The sequence below is a fragment of the Terrisporobacter vanillatitrophus genome, assembly GCF_051148895.1.
Classification (GTDB): Bacteria; Bacillota; Clostridia; order Peptostreptococcales; family Peptostreptococcaceae; genus Terrisporobacter; species Terrisporobacter vanillatitrophus.
In genome coordinates this window covers 3,597,600-3,616,341 of record NZ_CP154625.1, presented here as the reverse complement: position 1 = coordinate 3,616,341, position 18,742 = coordinate 3,597,600, and the positions used below count along the sequence as shown (strand labels likewise).

The following is an 18,742-nucleotide window of genomic DNA, read 5'->3' as shown; positions in this document are numbered from 1 at the left end:
ATGATAAAAGGGTTTGAGGGGATAAAACCTACTATTGATGATTCTGCTTTTGTAGCAGAAACTGCAGACGTAATTGGTGACGTTATTGTTGAGAAAAACGCAAGTATTTGGTACAAAGCAGTTTTAAGAGGCGATGATAGTCAAATTATAGTTGGAGAAAATTCAAATGTACAAGATGGAACTATAGTTCATTGTGGATATGAGGAACCAACTATTATAGGAAAAAATGTCACTATAGGGCATGCTGCTGTTATTCATGGATGTAAAATAGGCGATTGTAGTCTAATCGGAATGGGGGCAACAGTTCTTGACAATGCAGAAATAGGGGAATTTACTATGGTTGGAGCAGGTAGTTTAGTAACAGGTAAAAAATTTCCACCAGGAGTTTTATTATTAGGTTCACCAGCAAAAATTGCAAGAGAATTGACTGACGAAGAAAAAGAAAGCTTGAAACAATCAGCTTTACATTATATAGGAATGGGTAAAAAACATAAGTAATTTGAAATTCAAATAAAAATTATGCAAACTAAAAAGGAGCAATTTACAAATTGCTCCTTTTTAATGCAATAAAATTTTTTTAGTACTAGATTATGGCATATAAGTTAATAATATTATAATATTTAAATGTAAGGACAAAGAAAATATGAGGTGAGAGCTTTTGATATATAATAAAAAATGGACATTAAAATATAAAGGAAAAATTAAAGAAACAGACTTAAGTAAGAAAATAAACATTTCCCCGGAAATTAGTCAAATATTAAATAATAGAGGTATAAATGACGAAAAAGATGCAGAAATTTTTATAAATCCATCTTTAAAATACTTAAGAGATCCTTTCTTAATGAAGGATATGAAAAAAGCAACAGAGAGAATAAAGAAAGCTATTGAAAATAAAGAAAGAATTTATATTTATGGTGACTATGACGTAGATGGTGTATCATCAACATCAATTTTATATATTTATTTTAAATCTATAGGGTATCCAGTTAAATATTATATTCCAAATAGATTAGAAGAAGGATATGGAATAAATGAGGACGCAATAAGAAAGATAAATAATGATGGATGTGATCTTATAATAACTGTAGACTGCGGTATAACATCAGTTAATGAAGTGGAATTAGCCAATGAATTAGGCATAGATGTTATAATAACAGACCATCATGAATGCCAAAGTGATATACCAAATGCCTACGCAATTGTAAATCCAAAGCAAGAAGATTGTAATTATCCTTTTGATATGCTTTGTGGATGTGGGGTAGCATTTAAAATGATTCAAGCTTTAACAGATGAAGAAGAATTTAAAACATCAATGTTTGATTATTTAGAGGTAGTAACTTTAGCAACAATATGTGACATTGTACCTTTAATAGATGAAAATAGAATAATTGTAAAAAATGGTTTAAAACTAATGAAAGAGGGCAAAAATTTAGGTTTAAGAGAACTAATTAAAGTATGTGGTATTGAAACTAGTAAAATAGGATCATCACATATAGGTTATTCAGTAGGCCCTAGAATTAATGCATCAGGAAGATTAGGCTACTCATACTTAGGGGTGCAATTATTTACTACTGATTTTGAAGATGAAGCAAAAGAAATAGCCAATATATTAGAAACAAAAAATATTGAAAGACAAATGATAGAAAGTAAGATGTATAAAGAGGCAGAAGATGTTATATCAAGTAATGAAAACTATAAGGATGACAAAGTGCTTGTAGTAGCAAAAGAAGGGTGGCAACATGGAATAATAGGGATTGTTGCTTCTAAATTAACAGAAAAATATTATAAGCCAACAATCTTACTTACTATAGAAGATGGTGAAGCAACAGGTTCAGCCAGATCAATTAAAGGATTTAGTATATTTGATGCTTTGGTAAGTTGCAAAGATTTAATGAATAAATTTGGTGGACATGAGCAAGCAGCAGGATTGGCTTTAGATGCAGAAAATATAGAAGACTTAAGAAAAAGAGTAAATGAAATAGCAGATTACAATTTAAATAAAGAAGATTTGATTGAAAATGTAAAAGTTGAATATGAGCTTGAAGAAGAAAGTGTAACATTGGGATTAGTGGACGACTTACATAAGTTAGAACCTTTTGGTTTAAGTAATCCATCTCCAAGATTTATTATAAGAGACTTGTTATTAACTAATATTTACAAGATGGGTAAAAACAAACAACATCTAAAGTTAATATGTGAAAATGAAAAACCTTATGAATGTATAGGATTTAATATGGCTTATTTAGCAGATAATTTTCAAGAGGGAGATAAGATAGATGTATTATTCCAAGTAGACGAAAATAATTTTAATAATGAGAGAAAATTACAATTTTTATTAAAAGATATAAGATTATCCCATCCTAAGTCAGCTATATCAAATAATTTATCACTTAAATTATTTGAAAAGATAAGTCCTATAGATAGTCATGGTTTATATCATATTTATAATGGCGAAGAGGATATATCTATAGATATGGCTGGAGATAAAAATATAAACATCTTTGATTATATAAAAGAAGGGACTTTGATTATAACAAATACATTAAATGGATTTTACAGGGCTTTATCAGATGTTTCATTAACAGATTTAGACTATGATATAAATTATAATTATATTTATGAAAAAAATAAGAAAGTACAACTTATATTTTCACCTAATATTGATAAAATAGACTTAAAAAGATATAATAGTATTATTCTTTATGATTTTTTGTATAATAAAGGAGAATATTCGTATCTAAATAAGAACATTTTAAATAATGAAGTTGTTATTAAGTATTATTGTAGTGAAGATAAAATATATTTAAAAAATATTATGGATAGTATAGTTCCAAATAGAGATGAATTTATCAACATTTATAAGCAAATGCTTGTAAGTAAAGAATTACAACTAAAATTAACTGAATTAAAAAGAGTATTTAAACTTCTACCTTTAAAAACATTTATAATATTTAAAGTTTTTAGAGAATTAAATTTATTAAATTTTGAAATTAATTATGAAGAAAATACTATAGCCATATATTTATTAGAAAAACCTGATAAAAAGCTTAATTTGGATGAAAGCGTAATACTTAATAATCTAAAAGAATTAAAACAAGAGTATGTAAATAGCTATTAGGAGGAGTTTTAAATGAATTTAAAACAAACAGTAAGAGTAATTGAAGATTTTCCAAAGGAAGGAATAAGCTTTAAAGACATAACAACATTATTACAAGATGGTAAGGCACTAAAATTTGCAATTGATGAAATAATATCAGACTTAAAAGATAAGGAAGTGGATTTGATTGTAGGGCCAGAGGCAAGAGGGTTTTTAATGGGAACACCAGTTGCTTATGGTATGGGAGTTGGTTTTATACCAGTTAGAAAACCAGGAAAGTTACCATGGGAAGTTGAAGGCTATGAGTATGATTTAGAATATGGTTCTAATAGATTAGAAATGCATAAGGATGCTATTAAGCCAGGACAAAAAGTTGCAATAGTAGATGACTTACTAGCTACAGGAGGAACTATGGAAGCAGCAGCTAAACTTATAGAAAAGTTAGGTGGAGAAGTAGTTTCAATGCAATTTTTAATAGAATTAGAAGACCTAGATGGAAGAGCAAAATTAGCAAAATATAATGTTAATTCTCTTATAAAATACTAGACAATAATAATAGTTGGTTTTTTACCAACTATTTTCATATATAATAAAATTTATACTTTAGAGAATAGGTGGTTATATGCATGATAAGGAATTACAGGAGATATTAGATAAAATAAAAGAATATGCTCCTAATACAGATACTACTCTTGTAGAAAAGGCTTACTATCTGGCAAAATCTGCCCATGATGGTATATTAAGAAAATCAGGTGAACCTTACATAATTCATCCAATAGCTGTTGCAAATATTCTTGTAGAAATGCAACTTGATATAGAAACTATATCAGCAGGACTTTTACATGATGTAATTGAAGATACGGACTATACCTATGATGATATAGAAGAAATGTTTAGCAAGGAAGTTGCAGATTTAGTTGATGGAGTAACAAAACTTGGTCAAATAAAATATCAGTCAAAAGAAGAGACTCAAGCTGAAAATTTAAGAAAAATGTTTTTAGCTATGGCAAAAGATATTAGAGTGATTCTTATAAAGCTAGCCGATAGACTGCACAATATGAGAACACTGAAATATATGCCAGAAGAAAAAGCAAAATATAAAGCAAAAGAAACTTTAGAAATTTATGGTGGAATAGCTCATAGACTTGGAATATCTAAAATAAAGTGGGAATTGGAAGACCTAGCTCTAAGATATATAGATCCAGATGGATATTATGATTTAGTAGATAAAGTCTCAATGAAAAGAAGCCAAAGAGAAGAATATATAAGTAGAATAGTAAATTTATTACAAGAAAAATTTAATGAAGTTAATATAGATTGTGAAGTTTATGGAAGACCAAAACATTTTTATAGCATTTATAGAAAGATGAAAAATAAACATAAAACTTTTGAAGAAATCTTTGATTTAACTGCTGTAAGAATAGTTGTAGATACAATAAAAGATTGTTATGCAGTTCTTGGCATGGTTCATACTTTATGGGTACCAATGCCAGGAAGATTTAAGGACTATATAGCAATGCCTAAGGCAAACATGTATCAATCTCTTCATACTACAGTAATTGGACCAGAAGGTGAGCCAGTAGAGATTCAAATTAGGACTCATGAAATGCATAATATTGCAGAATATGGTATAGCAGCTCATTGGAAGTACAAAGAAGGTACGATGAGTAATGATGAAAAGATGGAAGAAAAACTAAAATGGTTAAGACAAATGATGGAGTGGGAAAAGGATGTAAAAGACCCACAAGAATTCCTAGATTCACTAAAAGAAGATGTATTTAACAGTCAAGTTTATGTATTTACACCAAAAGGTGATGTAATAGAGCTACCAGCAGAATCTACACCAATAGATTTTGCATACAGAGTTCACTCAAAAGTGGGGAACAAATGTGTAGGTGCTAAAATAAATGGAAGATTAGTTCCTATTGACTATACATTACAAAATGGGGAGATTGTTGAGGTTATAACATCAACAAATTCAAATGGTCCAAGTAGAGACTGGTTAAAAATTGTTAAAACTCCAAATGCAAGGAATAGAATTAGACAGTTCTTCAAGAAGGAAAGAAGAGAAGAAAATATTGAAAGAGGATATGAAATTTTAGAAAAAGAATTCAAAAGATATGGAATTCCTCTAAAAGATTCTTCTATAGAAAAGCTTATGGAACAAATAGCAAAGAAATTTAACCAACCAAGCTTGGAAGATTTTATTGCTACTATAGGATACGGTGGCATTGTAGCCAGTCAAGTTGTTCCAAAAGTTAGAGATTTCTATCTTAAAGAAGAAAAGAAAAAAGAAAAAGAAAACAGACAAAAAGAAAATGAAGACTTATCAAAATATAATATAACTGACAAGGAATACAAAGAAAAAAGAAAAAAAAGCAGTTCTGGAGTTGTAGTAAAAGGATTAGATAATATTTTAGTTAGATTTGCTAAATGTTGCAATCCACTTCCTGGAGATGAGATTGTGGGATATGTAACAAAGGGAAGAGGTGTAGCTATACACCGTGCTGATTGTCCAAATTGCAAACTAGATGATGAACTTTTCCAAAAAAGATTGGTAGATGTGGAGTGGAATAATCCTAAAAAGTCTAAATTTGAGGGAGAAATTAAAATAGTTGCCACAGATAGAAAAAGTATGTTAAGTGACGTTACACATATGATTGCTATACAAAAGTTAAATATAAATGGAATTAATGCAAGAAAAACAAAAGAAGGAATAACTCATATTAATTTATTAATTGAAGTAAATGATATTTCTGAACTAACAAATTTAATGAAAAAACTGAAGGCTATACCTGGTGTGGACGATGTTTTCAGAGTAAGAAATTAGGAGGAAAATATGAGAGCAGTTGTACAAAAAGTTTCAGCTTCTAAAGTAACAGTAGATGAAGAGGTTGTTGGACAAATAAATCAAGGATTAATGGTTTTACTTGGGGTTACTCATGATGATACATCAAAAGATGTAGATTATATGGTGGATAAAATAATAAATTTAAGAATATTTGAAGATGAAGAAGGAAAAATGAATTTATCTTTAAAAGATGTTGGTGGTGAAGTTTTAGCTGTTTCTCAATTTACACTTTATGGGGATGCTAGAAGAGGAAGAAGACCTAGTTTTTCTGATGCCGCAAGACCAGAAGTAGCAAATCCACTGTATGAAGAATTTGTAGAGAAGGTAAAAAATCAAGGAATTAATGTGGGAACAGGAAAATTTGGTGCTCATATGATGGTTGATTTGACTAATGATGGACCTGTAACTATATTATTAGAATCAAGAAAAGAATTCTAGGTAGGGGGGGAAACTATGATATTAGAAAAGATTGTTGAAAGTCGCATGGGTGAAAATACTTATGTAGTTGGAGATGAAAATAGTAAAAAGTGTATTGTTGTAGATCCAGGAGCAAACTTTATTGACATAATGAATTATGTAAAAAGAATGAACTTAATTATAGAATATATTATTTTAACTCATGGTCATGGAGATCATATAACAAATGTTTTAACACTAAAAGAAGCAACAAATGCTAAAATAGTAGCCCACGAGGAAGAGAAAGAAATACTACAAGATAAGAAGAAAAATTTAAGTGCTTCCCTTCCATCAAATACAGTAGAATTAGATGCGGACATATATGTTAAAGATAATGATACATTAAAAGTTGGAGATATGAAGTTAAAGTTTATTCATACACCGGGTCATACTCCAGGAAGTATGTGTATAAAAATTGATAAACATATGCTTACAGGAGATACTTTATTTGCAGGAAGTATAGGAAGAACAGATTTTTATGGTGGAGACTATAAAAAAATGGAAAAGTCACTTAAAAAATTAGAAAAACATGATGATGATATTACTATTTATCCAGGTCATGGACCAAATTCTAATTTGAAAATAGAAAAAATGACAAATCCTTTTATGAGATAAATTAACACTTCAAGGATTTCAAAAGGAGCTAGAAAATGATAGGTGTTGTATTAAAAGGTCATGATTTTAAATACGAAGTAAGTGAATTAATTAAATTATTTACTTCTGATTTTAGATTTATTGACAGCAAAGATTGCATGATGGTTGTGGAGAATACTGTATTTTTCCATAATAACAATGTTTTTTCAAAAACAGTGTATTGTGAAAATTATCAGGTTATTCTAGAACATGTAGAGCATAGAAACTTAGAGGGACTATGTGAAAGGGAGAACAAGAAGGTTATAAAGGAAACTATAAAAAGGAGTATGTTTAAGATTTTAGAAAAGAAGTTTAATATTACTCCACCATGGGGAATACTTACAGGTATAAGACCTGTTAAAATAGTTCATTCATTACTTGATGATAATTACAGTGATGATCATATAAAAGAGAAATTAATGTTAGACTATTTTATAAGTAATGAAAAAATTAACTTAGCTCTTGATATTGCAAAAAGAGAAAGAAAATTTATTTACCCAATTGATGAAAGTAAAGTATCTTTATATGTTAGCATTCCATTTTGCCCTACAAGATGTTATTATTGTTCATTCCCAGCTAATTCTCTTAAGCAATTTGGTAGTTTGAAGCCTATGTATGTAGCTAAATTACTTGAAGAAGTCCAAGGTGTAGCTAGGTTATTAAAAGAACAAAATAAAACAATTGAGACTCTATATATTGGTGGAGGAACTCCAACTACTTTAACTCCTGCGGAGATGGATACTTTAATTAAGGGCTTATTTGAAAAATTTGATTTAAGTGAGATTAAAGAGTTTACAGTAGAGGCAGGGAGGCCTGATACAATAAATAGACAAATGTTAGAAGTTTTAAAGCAAAATAATGTTGATAGAATTAGTATAAATCCACAAAGTATGAATGATGAAACATTACAAAAAATAGGGAGAAATCATAGCGTACAAGAAATTATCAACTGCTTCCACTTAGCTAGGGAAGTAGGTTTTGATAATATAAATATGGATATAATACTAGGTCTAGTAGATGAAAATTTAGATATGGTTAGGAATACTTTAGATAAAATAAAAGAACTATCTCCAGAAAGTCTAACTGTTCATACCTTAGCAGTAAAAAGAACATCAAAGCTAAAGGAAAATCTAGAAGACTACGAGCTTGCTCAGTACGAAGAAATGGTAAAAATGATTAATTTAGCTATGGAATATGCAACAGATATGGGATTAAACCCTTATTATATGTACAGACAAAAACACATGCTAGGCAACCTGGAAAACATAGGTTATGCTAAAGAAGGTTATGAATGTATCTATAATATGCAAATTATGGAGGAAAAGCAAAGTAATTATGCACTAGGGGCTGGTTCTATAACTAAATTTGTATATCCAGATGAGGATAGGATTGAAAGGGTAGAAAACGTCAAAAATGTTGAACAATATATAGACAGAGTTGACGAAATGATAAGAAGAAAATATGAGGAGGTAGAGAAAAATGCTAAGTAAAGCGCCAAGAGGAACAAGGGATATATTACCAAAAGAAGTTTATAAATGGAACTATGTAGAAAAGAAATTTAGAGAAATTTGTGCATTATACGGATACGAAGAAATGAGAACTCCTATATTTGAACATACAGAAGTTTTCACAAGAAGTGTTGGAGATACAACAGATATAGTTCAAAAAGAAATGTATACTTTTACAGACAAAGGTGATAGACAAATAAGTTTAAAACCTGAAGGAACTGCTGGTACAATAAGATCATTTATTGAAAATAAATTGTATGCTGATACACAACCAACAAAATTATTTTACATAACTCCATGTTTTAGATACGAAAGACCACAAGCTGGTAGACAAAGACAATTCCACCAATTTGGAATCGAAGCATTAGGAAGTGATGAACCATCAATAGATGCAGAAGTAATATCTTTAGCAGTACAATTCTTTAATGAATTAGGGCTTAAAGATTTATCAGTAAATATAAATTCAGTAGGATGCCCTGTTTGTAGAGAAGAATATAATAAAAATTTAAAAGCATATTTAGATGCTAAATCTGATGTATTATGTGAAACTTGTTTAGAGCGAAAAGACAAAAACCCAATGAGAGTTATAGACTGTAAAAATCCTACATGTAAAGAAAATATAAAAGATATACCTTTTATGATAGATCATTTATGTGATGATTGTAAAAATCACTTTGCCAAATTACAAGAATATCTAAGAGAAATGGATATAAAATTTGTAGTTGATAAAACTATAGTTAGAGGTCTTGACTACTACAGAAAAACTGCTTTTGAAATAATATCAAATGATATAGGATCACAAAGTACAGTTTGTGGTGGAGGAAGATATGACGGCCTTGTTGAACAACTTGGAGGACCAAAAGGCATAAGTGGTATAGGATTTGGACTTGGAGCAGAAAGATTATTATTAACTTTAGAAAATAATAACATAGAAATAAAAAATCCAAAAGCTACAGATATATACATAGCAACAATAGGTGATGCAGCTAAGACTAAGAGTTTTAGTTTAATAAAAGCATTAAGAGATAATCACATAAGTGCTGATATAGATCACTTAGGGAAAAGCTTAAAAGCTCAGTTTAAATACTCAGATAAAATAAATGCTAAATATACAATAGTTATAGGTGATGATGAGCTAGCTGAAGACTTAGCTACTCTTAAAAATATGGAGACATCAGAGCAAACTACTGTAAAACTTAGCGAATTAGTAAATGAGTTAAAAAATAGATTATAATTAAAATTGACATAAACATAAGGTGGTAGAATTTTTGTATTCTTTCACCTTTTAGTGCGTAAATGACGAAGGAGGAAATATGGAGAACTTAAAAGGATTAAAAAGAACTCATTATTGTGGTGATTTAAGAATTGTCAATGTGGGTGAAGAAGTAGTTTTAAATGGATGGGTACAAAAGAAAAGAAACTTAGGTGGACTAGTATTCGTTGATTTAAGAGATGTTAGAGGAATAAGTCAAATAATATTTGACACAAATGTAAGTGAAGAAGCATTCAACAAAGCTGAAAAATTAGGTTCAGAATATGTTGTTGCTGTTAAGGGTATAGTTAGAGAAAGACAATCTAAAAACCCTAACATGCCAACAGGAGATATAGAAATAGAAGCAACTGAACTTAGAGTTTTAAGCAAATCAGAAACTCCACCAATATATATAAAGGATAATGACAATGTTTCTGAAGATTTAAGATTAAAGTATAGATTCTTAGATCTAAGAAAGCCTTCTATGCAACAAAACTTAATACTTAGAAGTAAAGTTGCTAGAATAGTAAGAAATTACTTAACAGACAATAACTTTATAGAAATAGAAACTCCTTTCTTAATAAAGCCATCTCCAGAAGGAGCTAGAGACTATTTAGTACCAAGTAGAGTTAACCCTGGTAAATTCTATGCTTTACCACAATCACCACAATTATTTAAGCAATTATTAATGGTAAGTGGTATGGATAGATATTTCCAAATAGTAAAATGCTTTAGAGATGAAGATTTAAGAGCTGATAGACAACCAGAATTCACTCAAATAGACTGTGAAATGTCATTTGTTGATGAAGAAGATGTAATGTGTATAATGGAAAAAATGCTTCAAGAAATATTCAAGGATACTTTAAATGTTAATGTAGAGTTACCACTTCCAAGAATAACTTATAAAGAAGCTATGGATAGATTTGGATCTGATAAGCCTGATACTAGATTTGGATTAGAATTTGTAAACATATCTGATATAGTTAAAGAATGTGGATTTGGAGTATTTGCTAATGCTGCTTCTGATGAAAAAGGTAGCGTTAGAGGTATAAATGTAAAAGGCAACGCAGAAGCTTTTTCTAAAAAAGGAATGAAAAAATTAGAAGACCATGCTAAAACTTACAAAGCTAAAGGACTTGCTTGGATAAAATTAACTGAAGCTGGAATAGAATCTCCAATAGCTAAATTCTTCTCTGAAGAAGAAATAAATGCTATCTTAGAAAGAATGGGAGCTGAAGCTGGAGACTTATTATTATTTGTTGCTGACAAAAATGCTGTAGTTTACGATGCACTAGGACAAGTTAGATTAGAAGTTGGTAGAAAACTTGATTTAATGGATAAAAATAAATACAACTTATTATGGGTAACTGAATTCCCATTATTCGAAAAAGACGAAGAAACTGGAAGAATGATAGCAATGCACCATCCATTCACATCTCCATTAGATGAAGACGTTGAAGGTTTAACTGGTGATAACAAAACTAGCTTAAGAGCTAAAGCTTATGATATAGTATTAAACGGATATGAAATAGGTGGAGGAAGTGTTAGAATATCTAACAGTGATATCCAAAAGAAAATGTTTGATGCTATAGGAATTAGTGATGAAGAAGCTAACGATAAATTTGGATACTTGTTAGAAGCATTTAAATACGGTGTACCACCACATGCTGGATTGGCATTTGGATTTGATAGATTGATAATGTTACTTACTGGATCTGACAATATCAGAGAAGTAATAGCATTCCCTAAAAATCAAAATGCAATATGTCCAATGACAAATGCACCAGGTGTTGCAGATGATATTCAGCTAGATGAATTATCTATAAAACTTAACATAGAAGAATAATATTTATAATAAACAGGCGGATTATAACTTAGTTATGATCTGCCTGTTTTAAATTTTGTCAAAAGGGTAGTAATAGAAAGAATGAAAAAAAATTTAATATTAAATGATGATAAAGTAAAAATAATATCTATAATATAAGTAGTACAAAGTTTTATAGAGAGGAGATATAGGATTATTAATAAGTCTTATATTATAAGAGAATGAATAATATATTTTTTTATGAAACAGAAATAGGTATTATAGGAATTAGGGAGAATAATAAATCAATAACAGATATATTTTTTTCAAAAGTAGATACTAATGATAATATAGAAGAAACAGATTTAATAAAAGAATGTTTTAAACAATTAAAAGAGTATCTTGAAGGAAATAGAAGAAAATTTGATTTGCCCCTAGAGGCTAGAGGAACAGAATTTCAAAAGAAAGTATGGAATGAACTTTTAAAAATACCTTATGGAGAAACTAAAAGTTATAAAGATATTGCTATTGCTATTGGAAATGAAAAAGCATGTAGAGCAATAGGAATGGCAAATAATAAAAATCATATACCAATAATTATTCCATGCCATAGAGTGATTGGCTCTAATGGAAAATTAGTTGGATATGCTGGCGGACTTAATGTGAAGGAGAAATTACTTAATATAGAAAATTTAGACGTAAAATAAAGGAGAGCCAAATGTTAAATATAGGATGTCACTTATCAGTATCAAAAGGATTTAAAAATATGGGAGATGAAGCTCTAAGCATAAATGCTAATACTTTTCAGTTTTTTACTCGTAACCCAAGAGGTGGAAAAGCTAAAGATTTAGATGAAAAAGATATACAAGTTTTCTTAGAATTAGCCAAAGAAAATAAATTTGCTAAATTATTAGCTCATGCGCCATATACTTTAAATGCTTGTGCAGCAGATGAAAGTAAAAGAGAATTTGCTATACAGACTTTTGCAGATGATTTAAGAAGGTTAGAAATGGTGCCAGGAAATTTATATAATTTCCATCCGGGAAGCCATGTGAAACAAGGTGTAGAAGTTGGAGTTCAATATATTGCAGATATGATAAACCAAACTTTAACACCCAAGCATTCTACTACAGTATTACTTGAAACTATGGCTGGAAAAGGTACAGAAATAGGAAGAAACTTTGAAGAGCTAAGAGCAATAATAGATAAGGTTGAATTAGGCGACAGAATAGGTATATGTATGGATACTTGCCATGTATTTGATGCTGGTTACGATATAGTTAATGATTTAGATGGTGTATTAGAAGAATTTGATAGAGTTTTAGGTTTAGATAGATTAAAAGCAATTCACTTGAATGATAGTTTAAATATTCGAGAAAGTCATAAAGATAGACATGCTAAAATAGGCGAAGGTAATATAGGTTTAGAAGCTATAACTAGAATAATAAATCATCCAAAACTTAAACATTTACCATTTTTACTTGAAACACCAAATGAACTAGATGGATATGCAAAAGAAATTGAATTGCTGAAAAGTGTATATAATGATTAATTATAAAATGCTTGAGATAAGATTTATCTCAAGCATTTTATTTTGTGTTTTTAATACTATTTTTTCATAATTCTCATTAAATCTTTATCTTCCTTACTTACTCGATTAGATTCAATAATTTTTTGTAAAGATTTGTTATATGTAAAATTATCTAAGTTATTATTTTTTAAAAATGCTAAGGTTTTTTCTGGAAAATCAATATATGCATATGATACAGCCCAAGCTACTGCCATTTTAACATAATATCCATCATGGTGAATATTATTTAAAGTATTTAATACATCATCAATATAATCTTCAATTATATAAAAATTAAGAATCATAACAACGGCAAATCTAATATCAAACTCATTTTGCGATGAAGTATAAGGTAAAATAAAATTCCAAACTTCATTTATATTTTTCTTTGTAAATTTTAAATTATTACAAAAACTATCACAAATTGCCCAATTATCTATTTTAGGTATGAAATTTTTTATATAATTGAATCTATTTTCATTATCAGTTTTTAAATATCCGATTATTAATCCCTCAATCATTATTTCTTCATAATACTTTGTATCATCATTATTTAAATAATTATGATAATCTTCTTCTTTAGATAAATTTTTAGCTATTTTTCTTAGTAATGGAAGTCTCACACCTAAAATATTTTCCACACCAGGACATAAATTGCTATGAAAGCTTCTATATTTATCGTCGGCTAATTTAATTAATTCTTGCCTAATTTCTTCTTTTTTATTATTAATCATACAATCACCTCATATAAATGAGTATATCACATATAATAAATTAATAAACGAGAAGAAAGAAGTCTAATTTTATTATTATAAAAATAGACTTCTTACATTTAACTTTTGAAGCAAAGTATTGAGGGGAAGTAATATTTAGCTATTTATGATCACAATTACACTTTTTATCTTTGTGATCTTCATCATGCTTTTCATGACAACATTCGTGATCAGAATTTTCCTTGTGTGCTTTTTCATGATCACAACAACATCCATTAGAATAATTGGATAATGGTACGAAACCTTGATTATCCATTGCATTGGAATTAAACTCAGGAACATTAGGAGTTAAATTCTTGTTTAATGTTGGATTAGTTTCAAATTGAGGTTTATTTCTATATACATTTTTAGTAGTCATAAAATACCTCCTTAAGATACTTCTCACTAATAGTATGCTAAAAAAACATAAAAATATGGTAAGAAGAAAAAACAATAAATCCAATTAATTGGCAGTAATGAAAAAGAAAAAACAAAAAAATTTCATAAAAATAAAAGGTATTAATATCAATCAAGTAACAAATTTCTACTTTTAAGTATATATTATATTAAATTACTTTAAAGGGGGGAACAACTATGGATTATACTTATGAGTGGATACATCCAGATCCAAATCAGCTACAAAACTCTATAAAGTTAATTGAAAAGTCCATAAAATCAGAAAAGAAAGATTCTATATTTTTTCAATGGTTAATCGAGAATATTCCAGTAAGTCAATTATTACCTAAAGAAACAAAAAAAATACAAGGAATTATAGAATCAATTAGAGATGATGAATTACGTCATAACCAAATATATAAAAAAATGTACTATCAAATTACAGGAGTAAAAATACAGCCAGAAGAAGAAACGTTTATTCCACCAGCAGGTTTTAAAGATGGAATAGCAGATGCTATGATAAGAAAATTAGATGACGTTAAAATTTGTCGTGAAATAATGGAAGGGCTTCCAAGTTTATATTATAGAGATCAAATTTTTTGTATATTGAGTGATGAATTAAGACATGGAAATTTATACAATTATATTTATATGGTAGTTTCTGTTATTTAAATAGATAGATAAAATAAAAAGATGTAACTAGTACTAGTTACATCTTTAATATTTACAATAAAAGTTAAATTAATCGGCAATCTCAACAACTTCAAGTATTTCTTGAGGACATGCTTTAACGCATATTCCACAGGCCATACATTTTGATGGAGCTGGTTTTTCTTCTGATTTAACAATAATTCCTTTTGGACATGCTTCTACACAAGTTAGACATCCAGTACACTTTTTCTTGTCTATTGTATAAATACCTTTAGCATTTTTAGATATTGCTTCTTCTGGACATTTTTTAGCACAAACACCACATTGATTACAAGCTTTTACATCTAATGCATTTTTTTTATTAACCCCTATAGATATACAAGAGAAACCTTCTTTTTTATAAAAGGCTTCAGAACAAGCTAGTTCACAACTTAAACAAGCTTGACATAAAGATTTGTCCTTAACAACTAATTTTTTCAATTTTCTTTTCCCTCCCCTAATATGTAGATAATTTATTTGTTTAAAAATAAAACATCCTATTTTTAGTGTATATGATTGTTATTGTAAAATCAACGAAGTAAGAAAATCAACTGATTACTTTTTGGAAAGATAAAAAATCATTAATGATATTTTTGCACTTTATGTTAAAATTAGAAATAAATATTTGAATAATAGAAATTAAGTGTTATATTATAAAAATAAATAATACAAAATTAATCGGATTTTTATATAAAGGAGGAAACAATGAAAAGAACAGATTATATATCGTGGGACGAATATTTTATGGGAATATCTTTGTTATCAGGCATGAGAAGTAAAGATCCATCAACGCAAGTTGGAGCTTGTATAGTTGATAAAAATAACAGGATAGTATCAATTGGTTACAATGGTTTTGTTAATGGATGTAGTGATGAAGATTTTCCATGGGAAAGAGAAGGAGAGTTTCTTGAAACTAAATATCCATATGTAGTACATGCTGAACAAAATGCAATATTAAATGCTAGAGGAAAATCTTTAGAAGGATGTAGTATTTATGTAAATCTATTCCCTTGTCATGATTGTGCTAGAAATATAATTCAGTCTGGTATAAAGAAAGTATACTATTTAGATGATAAATATGCGGAAACAGATTCAACAAAAGCATCCAAGTATATGTTTAAAAAAGCAAAAGTACAATGTATAAAATTAGAGCCAAGTATAGAAAAAATAGAAATATTATTTAAATAAAAGTTAATTAAAAGAAATATAAAATATGAAAATTTATTTTATATTTCTTTTTTTGTAAAAAGATATGATTAGCATTGTTTGATTTTAAATCAATATAAAATAAAGAATTTTTGTAAAATTATGGAAAAAATTATAAAAAAAAATCAATGTATTTAAATCGCTACATCTCAGAATATAAACAAAAATTCTCTACGGTATTGACAAAAATAAAGTTGAAAAATCAGAAATAAATCACTTGATAAAACACCACATGTAGTATAGAATATACAAGGTGGTTACTACATGTAGTGTTTTATTGAACGGGTAATGGGTATGAAACTTGTAGAAAAGTCAATAGGTTTACATAAAAAAATTAGTCTATGATAATAGATAAAAATAGATATAATTATGTACAAAAGGAGATGCTTATGAAAAAAGAGTTAAATATAATCAAAAGAGATGGAAAAGTTGTAAAATTTGATAAAGATAAGGTTGAAAATGCTATATTAAAAGCAATGAAATATGGTAGTGGAGTTTATATCCCAGAGATTGCAAAAGAAATAGCTGAAGATATAGAAACTATTTATATGGAACGTGACACTAATGCGACAGTATATAAAGTAGAAGAAATGGTATATACAAAGCTAATTGATTATAAACAAAAATTAACAGCTAAAGCATATGAAGGATATAGAGCTGTACAATCATTTAAAAGAACAATAAATACAACAGATGATAGCATCCTAGGGTTATTAGATAGAAGTAATGAAGATGTTTTAAATGAAAATTCAAATAAAAATGGTATATTAGCATCTACTCAAAGAGATTTAGTAGCAGGAGAAGTATCGAAGGATATGTCTAGAAGAAAACTAATACCTGCTCATATAGTTCATGCACACGATGAAGGAGTTCTTCATTATCATGATATGGACTATGCAATGCAACCAATACACAACTGTATGTTAATCAACTTAGAAGATATGTTAACAAATGGAACAGTTATTAATAATAAACTAGTAGAATCTCCAAAATCTTTTGGAACAGCATGTACTATAGTTACTCAAATTATAGCTCAAATAGCAAGTGCTCAATATGGTGGAAACACAATAACAATAAAACATATAGCACCCTTCTTAAGAGTATCATACAATAAATATTTAGATAAATATAAACAAAAATACTCTCTTGAAATGGCTAAAGAATTAGCTGAAGAGAGAATGATGGAAGAATTAAAATCTGGTATTCAAACTATTAGATATCAGTTATCAACTCTTCATACAAGTAATGGTCAATCACCATTTTGTACAATCTACTTAGAAATAGAAGAAGGTCATGAATATGAAAAAGAAATGGCATTAATTTGTGAAGAAATGATAGTACAAAGATTAGAGGGAATGAAAAACTATAAAGGTCAAACAATAGGAGAAGAGTTCCCTAAATTAGTTTACTTACTAGATGAACACAACTGTTTAGAAGGTGGTAAATACGACTATATAACAAAGCTTGCTGCAAAATGTAACACAAAGCGATTAGTACCTGATTATCAAAGTGCAAAAATGATGAGAAAAAATTATGATGGAGAGACATTCCCTCCAATGGGTTGTAGATCACACTTAAGCAACTGGAGAGGTGAAAATGGAGATTATAAATGGTACGGAAGATTTAACCAAGGAGTTATATCTTTAAACCTAGTACAAGTTGCATTAACAGCAGAAAAAGATATGGAAAAGTTTTGGAGCATATTAGATGAAAGATTAGATCTTTGTAAAGAAGCTCTAATGGTTAGACATAAATTATTAAAAGGTACAACATCTGATATATCACCAATTCACTGGCAACATGGTGGAATATCTAGACTAGAAAAGGGCGAAAAAATAGATTCTTTATTAGAAGGAGGATATTCAACACTTTCTTTAGGATATGTTGGTGTATATGAAATGACACAAGCAATATTAGGCATATCTCATACAACTGAAGAAGGTGAAAGATTTGCCCTTAAAGTAATGAATTATTTAAATAATAAATGTAGTGAGTGGAAAAAAGAAACAGGTCTTGGATTTGGGCTTTATGGAACTCCAGGTGAAAGTTTAACTTCAAGATTCTGCAGAATAGATAAGCAAAAATTTGGAGAAATAAAAAATGTAACTGATAGAATGTACTATACAAACTCATATCATGTTCATGTTTCTGAAGAAATAGATGCATTTTCTAAATTAAAATTTGAAAGTCAATTCCATGATATAAGTTTAGGTGGATGTATAAGTTATGTAGAAGTTCCAGATATGAGTAAAAACTTATCGGCTGTAGAACAAATAATAAATTATATCTATCATAATATACAATACGCTGAAATAAATACTAAACCAGATGTTTGCTTTGCATGTGATTACACTGGAGAAATAAAGTTAGATGAAAACTTAGAATGGTATTGTCCAAATTGTGGGAATAAAAATAAAGACGAGATGCAAGTTATGAGAAGAACTTGTGGTTATATAGGTTCAAACATGTGGGGTAAAGGTCGTACGCAAGAAATCGGAGAAAGAGTCTTACACTTATAATAGAAAAG

At 28.7% G+C, this 18,742-nt stretch carries 17 protein-coding genes; 14 read left to right on the top strand and 3 right to left on the bottom strand.

What is annotated here, in order from left to right:
• From TVTCOM_RS17670 to TVTCOM_RS17620, 11 genes are all read left to right on the top strand, one after another.
• Positions 1 to 498: a gamma carbonic anhydrase family protein gene (locus tag TVTCOM_RS17670; RefSeq protein ID WP_434797564.1), complete on the top strand. Its 498-nt coding sequence runs from the start codon at positions 1 to 3 to the stop codon at positions 496 to 498.
• 160 nt (positions 499 to 658) lie between these two features.
• Entirely contained in the window at positions 659 to 3,118 is a 2,460-nt protein-coding gene (gene recJ / locus TVTCOM_RS17665; protein ID WP_434797563.1) for a single-stranded-DNA-specific exonuclease RecJ, read from the top strand.
• A 12-nt stretch (positions 3,119 to 3,130) separates the two neighbouring features.
• Positions 3,131 to 3,643, top strand: coding sequence for an adenine phosphoribosyltransferase (locus TVTCOM_RS17660; RefSeq protein WP_434797562.1), 513 nt, complete (start codon positions 3,131 to 3,133; stop codon positions 3,641 to 3,643).
• Positions 3,644 to 3,719: 76 nt separating this feature from the next.
• Positions 3,720 to 5,927: a RelA/SpoT family protein gene (locus tag TVTCOM_RS17655; RefSeq protein WP_434797561.1), complete on the top strand. Its 2,208-nt coding sequence runs from the start codon at positions 3,720 to 3,722 to the stop codon at positions 5,925 to 5,927.
• 9 nt (positions 5,928 to 5,936) lie between these two features.
• Positions 5,937 to 6,386: a D-aminoacyl-tRNA deacylase gene (gene dtd, locus TVTCOM_RS17650; protein ID WP_434797560.1), complete on the top strand. Its 450-nt coding sequence runs from the start codon at positions 5,937 to 5,939 to the stop codon at positions 6,384 to 6,386.
• 15 nt (positions 6,387 to 6,401) lie between these two features.
• Entirely contained in the window at positions 6,402 to 7,019 is a 618-nt protein-coding gene (locus TVTCOM_RS17645; protein ID WP_434797559.1) for an MBL fold metallo-hydrolase, read from the top strand.
• A 35-nt stretch (positions 7,020 to 7,054) separates the two neighbouring features.
• Entirely contained in the window at positions 7,055 to 8,527 is a 1,473-nt protein-coding gene (gene hemZ / locus TVTCOM_RS17640; RefSeq protein ID WP_434797558.1) for a coproporphyrinogen dehydrogenase HemZ, read from the top strand.
• Positions 8,517 to 9,779: a histidine--tRNA ligase gene (gene hisS, locus TVTCOM_RS17635; protein WP_434797557.1), complete on the top strand. Its 1,263-nt coding sequence runs from the start codon at positions 8,517 to 8,519 to the stop codon at positions 9,777 to 9,779. Before hemZ ends, hisS begins: the two co-directional genes overlap by 11 nt.
• Before the next feature lie 79 nt (positions 9,780 to 9,858).
• Positions 9,859 to 11,643, top strand: coding sequence for an aspartate--tRNA ligase (gene aspS, locus TVTCOM_RS17630; protein WP_434797556.1), 1,785 nt, complete (start codon positions 9,859 to 9,861; stop codon positions 11,641 to 11,643).
• A 200-nt stretch (positions 11,644 to 11,843) separates the two neighbouring features.
• Positions 11,844 to 12,308 carry a methylated-DNA--[protein]-cysteine S-methyltransferase gene (locus tag TVTCOM_RS17625; RefSeq protein WP_434797555.1) on the top strand — a complete coding sequence of 155 codons (465 nt, stop codon included), beginning with the start codon at positions 11,844 to 11,846 and terminating at the stop codon, positions 12,306 to 12,308.
• Between the two features lie 11 nt (positions 12,309 to 12,319).
• Complete coding sequence (locus TVTCOM_RS17620; protein WP_434797554.1) at positions 12,320 to 13,153, top strand: deoxyribonuclease IV; 834 nt, start codon at positions 12,320 to 12,322, stop codon at positions 13,151 to 13,153.
• A 56-nt stretch (positions 13,154 to 13,209) separates the two neighbouring features.
• On the opposite strand, the gene TVTCOM_RS17615 is transcribed toward TVTCOM_RS17620, so the two are convergent.
• Entirely contained in the window at positions 13,210 to 13,905 is a 696-nt protein-coding gene (locus tag TVTCOM_RS17615; RefSeq protein WP_434797553.1) for a DNA alkylation repair protein, read from the bottom strand.
• Between the two features lie 139 nt (positions 13,906 to 14,044).
• Positions 14,045 to 14,302: a hypothetical protein gene (locus TVTCOM_RS17610; protein ID WP_434797552.1), complete on the bottom strand. Its 258-nt coding sequence runs from the start codon at positions 14,300 to 14,302 to the stop codon at positions 14,045 to 14,047.
• 215 nt (positions 14,303 to 14,517) lie between these two features.
• On the opposite strand from TVTCOM_RS17610, the gene TVTCOM_RS17605 reads away from it, so the two are divergent.
• Positions 14,518 to 14,991, top strand: coding sequence for a hypothetical protein (locus TVTCOM_RS17605; RefSeq protein WP_434797551.1), 474 nt, complete (start codon positions 14,518 to 14,520; stop codon positions 14,989 to 14,991).
• Positions 14,992 to 15,060: 69 nt separating this feature from the next.
• On the opposite strand, the gene TVTCOM_RS17600 is transcribed toward TVTCOM_RS17605, so the two are convergent.
• Positions 15,061 to 15,450, bottom strand: a complete 390-nt coding sequence (locus TVTCOM_RS17600) for a 4Fe-4S binding protein (RefSeq protein WP_434797550.1) — start codon at positions 15,448 to 15,450, stop codon at positions 15,061 to 15,063.
• Positions 15,451 to 15,714: 264 nt separating this feature from the next.
• Between TVTCOM_RS17600 and TVTCOM_RS17595 the strand changes: the two genes are divergently transcribed.
• Together TVTCOM_RS17595 and nrdD are read left to right on the top strand one after the other, a co-directional pair.
• On the top strand, positions 15,715 to 16,197 hold the full coding sequence (locus TVTCOM_RS17595) for a deoxycytidylate deaminase (RefSeq protein WP_434797549.1): 483 nt from the start codon (positions 15,715 to 15,717) through the stop codon (positions 16,195 to 16,197).
• 407 nt (positions 16,198 to 16,604) lie between these two features.
• Entirely contained in the window at positions 16,605 to 18,734 is a 2,130-nt protein-coding gene (gene nrdD, locus TVTCOM_RS17590) for an anaerobic ribonucleoside-triphosphate reductase (RefSeq protein ID WP_434797548.1), read from the top strand.
• Positions 18,735 to 18,742: the final 8 nt, after the last annotated feature.